Raw genomic sequence first — 13,907 nt, forward strand, 5'->3', positions numbered from 1 at the left:
CTGCGCCGGGAGGGAGGCCGACAGCCGTACGCGCGGGCCCGCCGCGACCCGACGAGCGCTCCGCCCGTCAGGTCGCCGCGGGCCTGCTCGTCAGGTTCTTGAACGCGTCGAGGTTCCGGGTCGACTCGCCGCGCGCGACCCGCCACTCGTACTCCCGCCGGATCGCCGACGCGAACCCCAGCTCAAGGAGCGTGTTGAAGTCGCCGTCCGCCGCTTCGAGGACCGAGCCGAGCAGCCGGTCCAGCTCCTCGGGCGTGGCGGCGGAGAGCGGCAGTCTGCCCGCGAGGTAGATGTCCCCGAGGCTGTCGATCGCGTACCCGACCCCGTACAGCTTGAGGTTCCGTTCGAGCAGCCAGCGGTGGACGCCGGCCTCGTTCTCGTCGGGGTGGCGGATGACGAAGGCGTTCAGGGAGAGCGAGTGGCGGCCGGCGCGCAGCGACAGCGTCGTGAAGAGCTTGCGGGTGCCGGGGAGCTTGACGACGTACGCGCCGGGCTCGGGCGACTCCCACTCCAGCTCCGCGTCCCGGAAGGCGGACTCGATGGTCCGCCGTACGTCTCCGCCCGGGGTCCCGTCCGGCTCCCCGTCCACGTCCCCGCTCAGGTCCCCGTCCAGGTCTCCGTCCACGTCCTCAGCCATGGTGGGAGCGTACGCGACGCCGGGTCTCCCGCTGGCGGTGCTCCTGCACGGCAGCCGTGTACACATCGGCCGTCGCCGCCGCCGCCCTGTCCCAGCCGAACGAGCCCGCGTGCACCGCCGCCGCCGCGCCCATCCGGGCCGACAGCGCGGGGTCGGCCACCAGACGGCCGAGCGCGCGGGCGTAGTCCGCCGGGTCGTGCCCCCGGACCAGGAAGCCCGTCTCCTCGTCCCGTACGGCCACCGGAAGACCGCCGACCGAGGCCGCCACGACCGGGGTGCCGGCCGCCTGCGCCTCGACCGCGACCAGGCCGAAGGACTCGCTGTACGAGGGCATGACGAGGACGCTCGCCGCGCGGAACCAGTCGGCGAGCCGGTCCTGGCCCACCGGCGGGTGGAAGCGCACGAGGTCCGCGATGCCGAGCCGGGCGGCCAGCTTCTGCAACCCCTCGGGCTTCGCGAGGCCGCTGCCGGAGGGGCCGCCGACCACCGGCACCACCATGCGCGAGCGCAGCGACGGGTCCTGGTCGACCAGGAGCGCGGCGGCGCGCAGCAGGATGTCGGGGGCCTTCAGCGGCTGGATCCGCCCGGCGAAGACCGGTATGAACGCGTCCTGCGGCAGCCCGAGCCGGGCGCGGGCGGCGGCGCGGCCGTCGGCGGGGCGGAAGCGGTCGAGGTTGACGCCCGGGTGGACGACCGCGATCTTGCCGGGGTCGGCCTCGTAGAAGCGGGCCAGCTCGTCGGCTTCCTCCGCCGTGTTGGCGATCAGCCGGTCGGCGGCCGAGACGATCTGCGTCTCGCCGATCACCCGCGCGGCGGGCTCGGGCGTGTCGCCCTCGGCGAGCGCCGCGTTCTTGACCTTCGCCATGGTGTGCATGGCGTGGACCAGGGGGACGCCCCAGCGTTCGGCGGCGAGCCAGCCGACGTGGCCGGAGAGCCAGTAGTGGGAGTGGACGAGGTCGTAGTAGCCGGGGTGGTGACCCGCCCAGGCCTGCATCACGCCGTGCGTGAAGGCGCAGAGCTGGGCGGGCAGCTCCTCCTTGGCCAGTCCCTCGTACGGGCCCGCGTCGACGTGCCGGACGAGGACGCCGGGGGTCAGCTCGACCACCGGGGGGAGGCCGCCGGTGGTGGCCCGGGTGAAGATCTCGACCTCGATGTCGATGGCGGCGAGCCGCTTCGCCAGCTCGACGATGTAGACGTTCATGCCGCCCGCGTCGCCCGTGCCCGGCTGGTGCAGCGGGGAGGTGTGGACGCTGAGCATGGCCACGCGGCGCGGGGTGCGGTTCCGGCCGGGCAGCCGGAGCCTGGCCGGTGCCGGGTGCCGGTGCCGGGTGCCGGCGAACCGGGACACGTACTGGCTCACGTCGGCGGTCCTTCCGCTGGGGGCGTCGGGCATGACAGAGGCAGGACGATGACGCCCTCCGGCCCCGACAACGCCGTCACGCGGGCTTTCATTTCCGCTGGTGACGGCACTTTGCCAAGTCATTACCCGGGGCGGGTGGGCAGGTGCTTGCACCTTATGCCCGAGTCGCCACACCCCCACCCCCTCACTCCGCTCCCCCGATCCCCCTGCTCGCCCTGCCCCCGCTCCCCACGTCTCCCCCTCCCCCACCCCGTACGCTCTTGCCATGGCCCCGCGCACCACCCGCCCCGTCGGCACCCCGACCCGTGGGACCACCAACCCCAATCGGCTGCGCCGTATGGACCGCTGGATCGCCGCCGTCCACGGGCCCGCACTGCGCCGCTCCCCCGAGCCGCCGATCGCCGTCGACCTCGGTTACGGCGCCGCCCCCTGGACCGCCGTCGAACTCCTCGCCCGGCTGCGCACCGCCGAGCCCCGCACCCGTCTCTACGGCATCGAGATCGAGCCCGCCCGCGTCGAGGCGGCGAAGCCGTACGAACACGACGGGCTCTCCTTCCTGCACGGCGGCTTCGAGGTGCCCGTGCCCGGCCCCGTCTCGCTGATCCGGGCGGCGAACGTGCTGCGCCAGTACGACGAGGAGCAGGTCGCGGCCGTCTGGCGGCGTCTGTGCGGGCGGCTCGCACCCGGCGGGCTGCTCGTCGAGGGCACCTGTGACGAGATCGGGCGCCGGCACGTCTGGGTCGCGCTCGACGCCACCGGGCCGCTGACGGTGACCTTCGCGACCCGGCTCGGTTCGCTCGACCGCCCCTCGGACCTGGCGGAGCGGCTGCCGAAGGCGCTCATCCATCGCAACGTCCCCGGCGAACCGGTCCACGCCTTCCTCCGGGACTTCGACCGGGCGTGGGCGGCGGCGGCTCCGTACGTCTCGCTCGGCGCACGGCAGCGGTGGATCCGCGCGGTCCGCGACCTGGCGGCGGACTGGCCCCTGACGGACGGTCCCCGGCGGTGGCGCCAGGGCGAGGTGACGGTCCGTTGGGAGGCGCTGGCGCCTCGCGGGTGAGCGGAGACCCCGAACGGCGGGCCCGGAACCGGCAAGCCGGGGAACCGGGACCCGGGCGGCGGGTCCGGATTCGGTGCGGTCGGCATCCTGGATGAAGCGGAATCCCCGGCCCCGCCCCAACTCCCGCTGAATTTCCCGTACGCCGGGAACGCCCCGCCCGTATCTCTCGTCACTCGTGTTGAGAATGGGCCTGTCAGGACATGGTTTCCCCTGTCGCTTTCCGGCCCCGCGTGGCACTATCGCCAAGGTTACCGGCGAGTTACTGACGGTATATCAGATTCGCTACGTACCCGAGTTCGGCTCGACAGAGGGGGAAGCTCGTGAACCGACGCCGCCACGCCACCGCCGCGATGACCGTGATCTGCGCCCTGACCGTGCTGGCCTCGCCCGCGCTGACCCTCCAGGCCTCCGCCGCGCCCCTCCCGCCGCCGCCGCCGAAGAAGAGCCTGGAGGAGGTACGCCAGGAGATCGACGGCCTCTACCGGCAGGCCGCCGCCGCCACCGACGCGTACAACCTCGCCGAGGAGCGCAGCAAGGAGCAGTCATCCGAGCTGGTCCGGGTCGCCCGGATGATCGTCGAGGGCCGCGAGAAGATCGAGGACCTCAAGGCCAAGGCCGGTGCCGCCGCCCGCGCCCAGTACCGCAACGGCGGACTGCCCGAGGGCGCGCAGCTCGTCCTCACCAACGATCCGCAGCTCTTCCTCGACAACGCCGGACGCCTCAAGGCCGGGGCGAAGGCCACCAACGACCTCCTCGGCGACATGACCCGCACCCAGGCACAGCTGGACCTGTACGCCGAGGAAGCCGGCGAGAACTGGACCAAGCTGGAGGCCCACCGGGTCAAGCAGGCCCGCGCCAGGACCGAGATCAACGGCAGGATCACCGAGGCGAAGAAGCTGGAGTCCGAGCTGGCGGCCGAGGAGCGCGAGCGGCTGCGGCGCCTGGAGGAGCTGGCGCAGCGCCAGGCCCAGGCCACCTGGGTCGGCACGGGCGTCCTCGCCGGGCTGAAGGCGGACACGACCCCCGAGGCGAAGAGGGCGATCGCGTTCGCGACGGCGCAGATCGGCAAGCCGTACGAGTGGGGGGCGGAGGGCCCGTCCACGTACGACTGCTCGGGTCTGACCCAGCTGGCCTGGGTCACGGCGGGCCGGCCGATCCCGCGCACCTCGCAGGAGCAGTGGCGACTGCTGCCGCACGTGGCGATCGAGGACATGCGCCCGGGTGACCTGATCGTCTACTTCAAGGACGCGAGCCACATCGGGATGTACGTCGGCGACGGCACGATCGTCCACGCCCCCCGACCGGGCCGGAACGTGACCCTGGCGGGCGCGGGCTCGATGGAGATCCTCGGGGTCGTACGACCGGGGTGAGGCAGGAGTGGGACCGGGGTGAGACGGAGGTCGTACGGGGCTGGGCCCGGGGACGTACGGGGGCCGGTTCCGGGGACGTACGGGTCCGGCTCCGGGGACGTACGGGGGCGTACGGGCCCTGACCGGAGGCGTACGGGATCGCCCCTACGGGCCCGACCCCCGGTGGGAGAGGGGCGTGACCTTTCTCATTGGTCCCGAGGTGTCGGGGACCCCGTGCCGGGGCAGGTACCTCCCTTTCCGCGGCATATGCCAAGCCCCGCGCGGACGGGTGGCCGATGGTCGCCGTTCCGCTGCGGACCGCCCTACCGCTAGGGTCCGGGACGGGCGGGGCGCCGGTCGGCGTTCCGCGCACCCTCGGGGGGAGGGAAAGGAAACCCGGACCGATGCCCGCACCCGTACCGCGTCAGAGAAACGTCTCTGCCGTCGCGGATCCCGGCGACGTCACCCCTATGGACGCCACCGCCCTGGACGCCACCGTTATGACAGGCACAGTCACCGGCACCGACCGCACCGATCTCACCCTCCTGGTCGTCGAGGACGACCCGGCGGGTGCCCTCGCCGTACCCGAGCTGCTCGACGCGGCCGGTTCCGGCGGCACCCGGGTCCGCATCCGGACCGCCCGCAACCTCACCGAGGCCGAGCGGCTCCTCACCGACGACGTCCACTGCGTCCTCGTCGACCTCTCCCTGCCGGGCCCCCGCGCCGCCGCGGGCGACGATCCGCTCGCCCCGCTGCGGCACATCCTGCGTCTGGCCCCGCGCCACGCCGTCCTCGCGCTGGCCGCCTCGGCGGACGCGGAGCTGGCCTCCGAGGCCGTACGGGTCGGGGCGCAGGACCACCTCTTCCGCGAGGAACTCGACGGGCGGCTGCTGACCCGGGCCATCCGGTACGCGGTCGAGCGCAAGCGGGCCGACGCCGTGCAGGTGAAGCTGGCCGAATCGCGCCTCAGGGCGCAGGAGAACGCGCGTCTGGAACGCGGGCTGCTCCCCACGCCCCTGCTCGACGGCTCCGATCTGCGGTTCGCCGCGCACTACCGGCCGGGGCGCTCGCGGGCGCTGCTCGGCGGCGACTTCTACGACGTGGTCCGTACGCCGGACGGCACCGTGCACGCCATGATCGGCGACGTCTGCGGTCACGGGCCCGACGAGGCGGCCCTCGGCGTCGAGCTGCGGATCGCCTGGCGGGCCCTGACCTTCGCGGGTCTGTGCGGGGACGAGCTGCTGTCGACGATGCAGCGGGTCCTGGAGCACGAGCGGGAGAGCGAGGAGATCTTCGCGACGCTCTGCACCGTCGACATCGCACCCGACGGGCGCCGGGCGGGCCTGTGCCTGGCCGGGCACCCGGCACCGCTGATCGCCCGGCGGGGCAAGGCCGCGCGGCTGCTCCCGTACGAGGACGGCGGTCCGGCCCTCGGGCTGCTGCCGCGCGCCCGCTGGCCCCGGCGACAGGTCGAGCTGGGCGGGACGTGGAGCCTGCTGATGTACACGGACGGCCTGATCGAGGGCCGCTCGGCGGGCCCCGGTTCGCCGAGGCTGGGCCAGGACGGGATGGTCGGCATGATCGACCGGCAGCTCTCGGCGGGACTGCGCGGCGAGGAGCTGCTCGAAGCGGCGGTGACGGAGGTCCGGTCGCTGAACGGCGGGGAGCTGACGGACGACGTGGCCGTGCTGGCGTTGGAAAGGCGCAAGGCCCGGGGATGAACTCTCCGGGCCCTGCCCGTGTGCTCCGCTACCGGCCCACCGCTCCCGGCGGGGGCGTACCGCATGCCCTGTGGCGGGAACCGTAAACCGCCGAAGGTCTGGTAGCCGACGGCGCCCGACGGCCTGGGGCGCCGGCCGTTCAGCGCCCGCCGTTGTACGGGCCGTACGGCCCGTCGCTGCTGGAACCGCCGCCCCGGCGTCCGCCCCGGCCGCCGCCCGAGACCTGCGCGAGCGCGGGCCGGACGTCCACCATGAAGACGATGGCCGCGATGAGCCCCGCGATCTGGAGGAACAGCATCGGGAGCAGCAGGTTCAGAGCGAGGTTGACGCCCAGAATGATCAGCCAGAACTTCTTGGTCTGCTTCTCGGCGGCACGGTAGGCGTCCTCGCGGGCCAACGCGGCGAAGACGAGCGCGGCGAGGGCAAAGCCGGTGAAGACGAAGAAGATCACCAGGGAGAGAAGGGAATCGAATCCCGCGCGCAACATGTCGAGCACCGCCTAGGAAAGAAAAGAGGGGAAGAGCGCCTCGCCGCCAAGGTACCCGTTTTCACGCACCGGATACCCGGTTTGGCGCCTGGGGCAGCTCCGCACCGGCGCCGGACGTACGGGAACCGGCCCGGTATTACTCCGCACCGGCGCCGGGCCCGTTCTGGAGCCACTCGGTACCGGCGGTGGACGGTCGGGAGCCGTTCTGCGACGCGGTGGAAGGCGACTCTTCGGCCACCTTCACCGCTTCCACGATCCGGGGCTCTTCCACGGCCTTGGGCTCCGCCACCGGCTCGGCCGCGGTCTCCGCCACCGGTTCGGCCACCGGCTCGGCTTCCTCCGGCTCGACGACCACGGTGATCTCGGTGAACTCCTCGGCGGGCTCGCCGCGCCAGGCCTTGACGGTCTCCTCGCCGTGGGCGGCGACTTCCTCGTACTTCTCGCGCGCCTTGACGGCGTACTCGGCGGCGACGCCGACCCCGCGCAGGGCGAGGTCCTGGGCGGTCTCGCCCAGCTTCTTGAGGTCCGTGTCGAGGACGCCGACGACGTCGGCCAGCTTGGACTGGACGGTGGCCTGGGCCTCCTTGGCCTGCGCGGTCACCTTCTCCTGCACGGCCTTCGGGTCGGCGTTCCGTACGGCGTCGATCCGCGCGGGCGCCCCGGCGGCGAGCTGCTCGATCAGACCGGGCACCTTCCTGGCCTGCTGCACGGCGAGGTCGGCGGTGCCGGCGGCGAAGTAGAGGGGGGTACGCAGTTCGTCGATGATGGCCATGCTGGTGATCCTCCCGGAAGGTGACGTACGAGCTGTCCTGCTAGCCCAAAGGTGGTTCTGCATCGGCCCGACCGGACGCGTCCCCGACGGGACCGGTCTCGGTGGAGACGGGCTCGGTCTCGGTCTCGGTCGCGGTCTCGGCGGGACCGGACCCGGCAGGGGTGGTCCCGGCGGAAGCGCGTTCGGCGGCGTCGGCGGCGTTCTCCTTGCGGAAGGAGTCGTAGATCTGGAGCAGCACCTGCTTCTGGCGCTCGTTGATCGAGGGATCGGCCAGGATGACGGCGCGCGTCTCCAGCTCGTCCCGTTCCTTCTCGTCGAGGATGCCGGCCCGCACGTACAGCGTCTCGGCGGAGATCCGCAGGGCCTTGGCGACCTCCTTGAGCACCTCGGCGCTGGGCTTGCGCAGCCCCCGCTCGATCTGGCTCAGGTAGGGATTCGACACCCCGGCGGCGTCGGCGAGCTGCCGCAGGGACAGCTGCGCGGTCCTCCGCTGCTCACGGAGGTACTCACCGAGATTGCCGACGTTGAGCGATGCCATGCCTCGACCATGCCACCCGCTGCTAACTATTGCAAGCAGGCGCTTGCAGGAGTTGCGCTGTGGGCGGCCGGGCGGCTGCGATCGAGCGCGATGGCTGTCAGCCAAGCAGGGCGACTGTCACGCAAGGTTCAGCAGCGCCCCTCAGGTCGGCGAAACAGTCGCCGACAGGGGGCCCGGGCGGCCGACGCACCAAGCGGTCATGGTCCGGCGTTGTGCCGCGCGAAGGCCTTCGGCCCCGGGGCCGGCGATGTCACTGCTCGCCTCGACCGAGCGAATGGGGCCACCTGGCGTTCGGGTCGGCGACACGCGTTGCTGTCGGTCGCGCTCGCAGCACTCCTGCGCGGCGAGCGTCCTGTTCGTCAGCAGGGTGACGTCACCAGAGGCCCCAGCCAGCAACCGTCGCTTTCCAGCCCTCTCTGCGTCTGACCTGACGAATTCATCCTCTTCACCGCTCTGCGAACTCAGCCCGTTCGCGATAGTGCAGCACGCAACCAATCGAAGGGAAATACCATGCGTATATCTGCTTCAAAGGTCATGACGACTGCCACTCTCACCTTGCTCCCCGTACTGGGAGGAGTTTCTGCCGCTAACGCTGGCAGTACTGGTGCGGAGGTGACCTCCTGCCCCAGTGATGGCTACATCACGAAGGGCGACCGATGCACCAAGCTGTCCAACGGCTATCTCTCCATCGGCCTGGGGAACGGCGGCAGTTACATCTCAGTTGATTACAACAAGACGGGCGGCAGTGCCATCACGGGGAAGCTGGGCTACCTCCGGGGAGGCAGCACGTACTACAAGGCGTCTCAGACCATCTCCACGTCGGCGCTCGCATGGGGGGAGTGGTCGGGCGTCGCCAACCCCTGCTACCCCACCAACGGCCTGCTCTACACCTCGGGGACGACCTACCAGACACCCGCAGCCATCTCCACCAGCTGCTGACGTGACGCGTCCGGCGTTCCGGCGCGCGTAGCGCCGGAACGCTACTCACCGCCATCGCACCTGAGAGAGACCCGATTTGCTGTACGCAGTTTTTCAGGGGCACGGCATGTTCGTACTCCTGGCCGTTCTTCTGGCCGGCGCTGTTGGAGCGTTGCGTTTTCGCTCAGCACAGACACGAGAGACAGAGCGCCCCGCGCTGCACGCGCTGCTCGCGGCGGCCGTAACCGCCGTGGTCTCCCTGACGCTCTGGTCGACGGGCTCGCCTGTCGACCAGACACGGTCATGCGTCGTCAATCGCGACCTGATCGAGCCATTCACCACCTCGCAGGGGCTGCTGAACGCCGGCCTTTTCGTTCCGGTCGGGCTCCTCGGGGTGCTGGCGACCCGAAATATCGCAGGAACCCTCATCGGCGGCGCCCTGCTCACCCTCACGATCGAAACGCTGCAGGGGTCACTCACCTTCCTCGGGCGCGGATGTGACACCAGCGATCTTCAGATGAATTCTCTGGGAGTCGCCGCCGGAGTCCTCCTGGGGTGGCTCACCGTGAAACTCGACCATCCGGGCTCGCCTCCTTTCTGGACATGGGGAAACCGAAAGCTCGCCGCCATTTGGGCGATTTCGACGGTCGCCTTGGGTTCGACGTGGATTGCCTTCATCCACCCTGAGGTCGTCGCCTACACCGTCGCCATCGGTCACGCGAACGGCGAACAGCAGAGTTCCGCACGCGCAGCCGTCACCGCCGCATTCGAAGATCACTTCACGATCAACGACATCCAGTTCGCTCGCGGCGTCGAAGGAGGTTCCGGGACTGTCATCGTTTCCTTCAACGAAGGGTTTGCCGAGTTGAGTTGGCCGGACAAGTCCACTTTCACGGCAGCCCTGGACATGTCCGACGGCCCGCAATCCACTGGCTACCCGGTCAGCGCCCACAGCGAACCGCCGACCACCGCCGACCAGGCTCGCGCACTGGCCTCGTCCTATGCGGAAGCCCACGCGCCATGGGGGCTGACCGGCTCGAAATCCATCACCACACCCGTCGGCATGAACGCGGAGATGGGCTGGATGACCAGCTGGAGGCGACATAACAAAGACGGTGTCATGATGCCCATGCGGCTCGACATTCAAATCGACCGCAACGGGGCACTGACCCAGCTCATCCAGCGCAAAGCCGAGGATCCACCCCTTCCCGCCCCCTCGGTTTCCAGGAACGAAGCGATCCAGAAGTTTCACCAGGCATTCCAGGAAGGCGACAGCAAGGGGAAGGTCGAAAGCGAACTGATCGCCAAGTCGGTCGACGGGATCTGGAAAATCCACTGGCTCGTCGTGGGCGCAAGTCGCAATGAAAGTGGTTTCGCAATCATCGACGCCACGTCGGGAGAAGTCATCAGTCGCACCTCACAGCCGACCGGCACCTCCCCCGGTGAAATCATGCGCGAAGCACAACGGTAGGAAGAACCGGCACGGATACCGACAGAACCTGGCGAGTCGACAGCGACGCTCCCCGCCCATCACCACGACGGCCACTGGTCCTGCGGCCCGGACGACGGCTCCCGCGCTCCGTCCCAGCCGGTGAGCCCCGCGAAGTCCTCCGCCATGAGGCCCCGCCCGGGGTCCACCCGGTGAAGGAGGGCGGGCCCGGGGTGGTGGGCGGCGACCCATGTGCGGTCCGCCGGGCCGATCTCGTCGTCGACCCAGGCGAACGGCCGGCCCTCCGCCCACGCGACCAGGACCGGGGTCTTCCAGTGCACGCCCCTCGCGGGGGCCGGGGCGTCGTCCGGCCAGGGGACGACGGGCAGCGGGGGCAGCCCGAGACGGGCGGCCACCCAGGTGTTCGCGTCGTCCCCCCAAGTCGTCGCCCACACCAGCTCGTACGGCAGCGCCGCCAGCCTCGGCCCCTGCGCGGGATCGAGCCGTGCGAGCAGGGGGCTCACGGCGGCGGGCGGCACCGGCGGGTACATCGGATGCGCGTCGCTCCCCGCCTCGCCCGCGCGCCGCTCCCCGAAGGGGATCAGCGGTCCGTCGACGTCGAGGAAGAGCAGCGGGATCGGAGGCATGTCTCCATCCTGGGCCGCTCCGGCCCGCCATGGAACCCGGAACCGGTGGGTCCGCCGGAACCCGGATCCGGTCGGCCCGCCCTCCCCCTCGGCCCACCCGAGTCGGCCCCGCAGCGGGCCCGACCCGCCCCGATCCCACCACCCCCGATCCGACCCGACCGGCCCCCCCCATCCCACTCTGCCCCGTATAGATACCGCCCCTCCCTATCCCACCCCCTCCGGCAAATCCCTCTCATGTACCAGCGTCAAGCGGGACACCGCTCGGGTGAGGACCACGTACAGGCGGTTCAGGCCGCGTTGTTCGGAGTCTGTGATCGCTGCGGGTTCCACCACCACGACGTGGTCGAACTCCAGGCCCTTGACCGCTCGTGCGGGCAGGACCGTCAGCCGGGCGGCCTCGTCCGGCGACGCCGCCTCCGTCGCCGCCTCGGCGATGCGTCCCAGGAGCGTGTCGGAGGTGATCACCCCCACCGAGCCCTCCTCCGCGAGTGCCGCGCGGACCGCCTCGCGGGTCGCGGTGTCCAGGTCCGTCGTCCGGTGGATCGTCACCTCGCCGTCCCGCCGTACGGACCGGCCCGCCGGAACGTCCGCGCCCAGCTTCGGCAGCAGCCGGTTGGCGAGGTCCACGATCGCCGCCGGGACCCGGTAGCCGAGGGTGAGGGACACCACGGGCGCCCCGGGTTTGCCCAGGTGGGCGAGGTGTTCGTGCCAGTCGGTGGCCGCCCACGGGGTGGTGCCCTGGGCCAGGTCGCCGAGGACCGTGAGCGAGCCGAAGCCGGTGCGCCGGGCGACCGCCCTGCACTCCATGGGCGAGAGGTCCTGCGCCTCGTCGACGACGACATGGCCGTACCCCTCGGGGCGCTCGATCAGCCCCGCCAACTCGTCGAGGAGGACGAGGTCGGCGGCGGTCCACCGGGCGGAACGGTACGAGCGCGGCGGCCGTTCCCAGCGGAGCGCCGCCCGCTCCTCCTCCGTCAGGGCCGGATCGGCGGGGTCCGCGAGGAAGGCCGCGAGGACCTCCTCCGGTGTCGTCCTCGGCCAGCACGCGTCGAGGAAGGCGGTGAGCGCGCGGGCCCGCTCGATCCGTCGTGCCCAGGCCGCGCCCATGGGGCCCCAGCGGCGTTCGGCCCGCAGTTGGAGGTCCCGTACGACCCGGGCGCGGACCCGCTCGCGGCCCGTCGCGTAGGGCGGGGCCTCCTCCCGTACCTCGCGGACGATCCCGGCGAGCCGGGCGGCGGGCAGCCGCCAGTGGGACGAGCCGTCCGGCACGGCGAGGTCCTCGGCGGGCGCCGGGTCGACCCTGCCGTACAGCGCCCGGTGCAGCACCCCCGCCATCCGGGGGTCGTGCTTGGTCCGGGCGGCGGTCTCGCCGTCCTCGGCCCGGACCGGGTGCCGGGCGATCTCGTCGCCGAGCGTGGCCTGCCGGACCCCGCTCTCGCCGAGCGAGGGCAGCACCTCGGAGATGTACGCGAGGAACGCCCGGTGCGGGCCGAGGACGAGGAGACCGGAGCGGCGGATCCGCTGCGGATGCGTGTAGAGGAGATACGCGGCCCGGTGCAGGCCCACGGCGGTCTTGCCGGTGCCGGGCGCGCCCTGCACGCACAGGGAGGCGGCCGGGTCGGAGCGTACGAGGTCGTCCTGCTCGGGCTGGATGGTCGCCGCGATGTCCCGCATCGGACCCACCCGGGGCCGCTCGATCTCCCCGGCGAGCAGGGCGCTGACGGTCACCTCCCCGCCCGCCGTGAGCCGTTCGTCCTCGAAGGCGGTCAGGTCCTCCGACGCGCCCGCGCCGTACGGGGCCCAGCCGAAGCGGCGGCGACGGAGGACGCCCTGCGGGTCGTGGGCGCCTGCCTGGTAGTAGGCGCGGGAGACGGGGGCGCGCCAGTCGACGACGAGCGGCGGCGCCGCGTGGTCCTCGGCGATCCGGCGCCGGCCGATGTGGTGGACCTGGCCGTCCTCTCGGTCGAGCCGCCCGAAGAACAGCGGCCCCGGCGGCTGCTCCCGCAGTTCCTTGGCGCGGCTGCGCAGATGCCTGCCGAGCGCTTCGGCGTCGGCGCCGGAGGCGGCGGTGTCCTCGCCGGTGACGACCTGCCCGGCGACGTCCTCGGTCATCCGGGCCAGGGCGGCGCGGCAGGCGTCGTGGTGGGCGCGTTCACGGGCTAGCTCAAGGTCCAGTGACGTCATTCCGGCGAGCTTAACGGAAAACGTTACTGAGTTACATTTTTTACTTGTCTACGGATCCCGGGCTTGCCTTCCGGTCGACCGCCTGGTGGCGGCCGGTCCCGCGAGGCTCAGTACGGCAGCCCCTCCCGTAGCGTCCGGAAGGCGCGTACGGCGGCGGCGGTCGCGTCCTCCTCGATCGCGTCGGCCGTCTCCCCCGCCGCGATCCGGGCGGTGTTCTCCTCCGCCAGGAGCTGGAGCACGGCCACGATCTGCCCGGCGGCGAGCCGCGCGCCGAGCCGGTCGGGGCGGCCTGCGGGCCCTGGCGCATCCCCGGCGCCGAGAAGCGCCTCCGCGAGGGCCGTCTCCGACCTCGTCCGGTACGCGTGCAGACGGGCGACCAGGGCGGGGGTGCCGTACAGGAGCCGGAGGTACGCGAGGACCGCCGGGTGGTCGCAGAGCCCGGTGACGGGATCGCGCCGGGCGAGACCGTCGAGCAGACGCGCCTCCAGCGCGTCGAGCGGCGCCCGCCCGGCGCGGATTCCGGCGGTCACCACCCGGGCCGACTCGTCCTCGTGGTCGGCGAAACGGTGCAGGACCAGGTCTTCCTTGGCCGGGAAGTACCGGAAGAGGGTCGGCTTGGAGACCTCGGCGGCGGCGGCCACCTCGGCGACCGGGACGGCGTCGAAACCCCGCTCAAGGAAGAGCGCGATGGCCGCCTCCGAGAGCGCCTGCCGGGTGCGTTCCTTCTTCCGCTCCCGCAGACCGGGGGGCCCGGAGGGCCTCTCCGGGGCCGCCCCGGAGGGCATCCCCGCGACCGCCCCGCCCT

General features: G+C 71.9%; 13 protein-coding genes. 5 read left to right on the top strand and 8 right to left on the bottom strand.

Features of this window, described 5'->3' with window-relative positions; genetic code table 11:
• Positions 1-67: 67 nt before the first annotated feature.
• Positions 68-637 (bottom strand): YbjN domain-containing protein, encoded by a 570-nt coding sequence (locus BU197_RS29715; RefSeq protein WP_223183585.1) that lies wholly within the window; start codon positions 635-637, stop codon positions 68-70.
• Positions 630-1,997, bottom strand: a complete 1,368-nt coding sequence (gene mshA, locus BU197_RS29720; RefSeq protein ID WP_188271416.1) for a D-inositol-3-phosphate glycosyltransferase — start codon at positions 1,995-1,997, stop codon at positions 630-632. Before mshA ends, BU197_RS29715 begins: the two co-directional genes overlap by 8 nt.
• Before the next feature lie 265 nt (positions 1,998-2,262).
• Here mshA and BU197_RS29725 point away from each other — a divergent pair, with 265 nt between their 5' ends.
• The 3 genes from BU197_RS29725 to BU197_RS29735 all read left to right on the top strand — a co-directional run bounded on the left by BU197_RS29725 (position 2,263) and on the right by BU197_RS29735 (position 6,127).
• Entirely contained in the window at positions 2,263-3,057 is a 795-nt protein-coding gene (locus BU197_RS29725; RefSeq protein WP_188271417.1) for a class I SAM-dependent methyltransferase, read from the top strand.
• Between the two features lie 320 nt (positions 3,058-3,377).
• Complete coding sequence (locus tag BU197_RS29730; protein ID WP_188271418.1) at positions 3,378-4,427, top strand: NlpC/P60 family protein; 1,050 nt, start codon at positions 3,378-3,380, stop codon at positions 4,425-4,427.
• A gap of 479 nt (positions 4,428-4,906) precedes the next feature.
• Positions 4,907-6,127 (top strand): PP2C family protein-serine/threonine phosphatase, encoded by a 1,221-nt coding sequence (locus BU197_RS29735; protein WP_223183613.1) that lies wholly within the window; start codon positions 4,907-4,909, stop codon positions 6,125-6,127.
• A 139-nt stretch (positions 6,128-6,266) separates the two neighbouring features.
• Here the strand turns inward: BU197_RS29735 and BU197_RS29740 are convergent, their stop codons facing one another.
• The 3 genes from BU197_RS29740 to BU197_RS29750 all read right to left on the bottom strand — a co-directional run bounded on the left by BU197_RS29740 (position 6,267) and on the right by BU197_RS29750 (position 7,924).
• Positions 6,267-6,614 carry a DUF2516 family protein gene (locus BU197_RS29740; protein ID WP_188271420.1) on the bottom strand — a complete coding sequence of 116 codons (348 nt, stop codon included), beginning with the start codon at positions 6,612-6,614 and terminating at the stop codon, positions 6,267-6,269.
• Positions 6,615-6,750: 136 nt separating this feature from the next.
• The gene (locus BU197_RS29745; RefSeq protein ID WP_188271421.1) at positions 6,751-7,386 is read right to left on the bottom strand and encodes a hypothetical protein; all 636 of its coding nucleotides are present in this window, start codon (positions 7,384-7,386) and stop codon (positions 6,751-6,753) included.
• A 40-nt stretch (positions 7,387-7,426) separates the two neighbouring features.
• Complete coding sequence (locus BU197_RS29750) at positions 7,427-7,924, bottom strand: helix-turn-helix domain-containing protein (RefSeq protein WP_188271422.1); 498 nt, start codon at positions 7,922-7,924, stop codon at positions 7,427-7,429.
• Between the two features lie 612 nt (positions 7,925-8,536).
• Here BU197_RS29750 and BU197_RS29755 point away from each other — a divergent pair.
• Together BU197_RS29755 and BU197_RS29760 are read left to right on the top strand one after the other, a co-directional pair.
• Complete coding sequence (locus tag BU197_RS29755; RefSeq protein ID WP_188271423.1) at positions 8,537-8,863, top strand: hypothetical protein; 327 nt, start codon at positions 8,537-8,539, stop codon at positions 8,861-8,863.
• Positions 8,864-8,969: 106 nt separating this feature from the next.
• Entirely contained in the window at positions 8,970-10,313 is a 1,344-nt protein-coding gene (locus BU197_RS29760) for a VanZ family protein (RefSeq protein WP_188271424.1), read from the top strand.
• Between the two features lie 59 nt (positions 10,314-10,372).
• On the opposite strand, the gene BU197_RS29765 is transcribed toward BU197_RS29760, so the two are convergent.
• The 3 genes from BU197_RS29765 to BU197_RS29775 all read right to left on the bottom strand — a co-directional run bounded on the left by BU197_RS29765 (position 10,373) and on the right by BU197_RS29775 (position 13,887).
• The gene (locus BU197_RS29765) at positions 10,373-10,918 is read right to left on the bottom strand and encodes a hypothetical protein (RefSeq protein ID WP_188271425.1); all 546 of its coding nucleotides are present in this window, start codon (positions 10,916-10,918) and stop codon (positions 10,373-10,375) included.
• 204 nt (positions 10,919-11,122) lie between these two features.
• Positions 11,123-13,102 (bottom strand): HelD family protein, encoded by a 1,980-nt coding sequence (locus BU197_RS29770; protein ID WP_188271426.1) that lies wholly within the window; start codon positions 13,100-13,102, stop codon positions 11,123-11,125.
• Between the two features lie 107 nt (positions 13,103-13,209).
• Positions 13,210-13,887, bottom strand: a complete 678-nt coding sequence (locus tag BU197_RS29775) for a TetR/AcrR family transcriptional regulator (RefSeq protein ID WP_188271427.1) — start codon at positions 13,885-13,887, stop codon at positions 13,210-13,212.
• Positions 13,888-13,907: the final 20 nt, after the last annotated feature.

Origin of the sequence: Streptomyces sp. CBMA291 (assembly GCF_014596525.1) — a bacterium.
Lineage (GTDB): Bacteria > Actinomycetota > Actinomycetes > Streptomycetales > Streptomycetaceae > Streptomyces.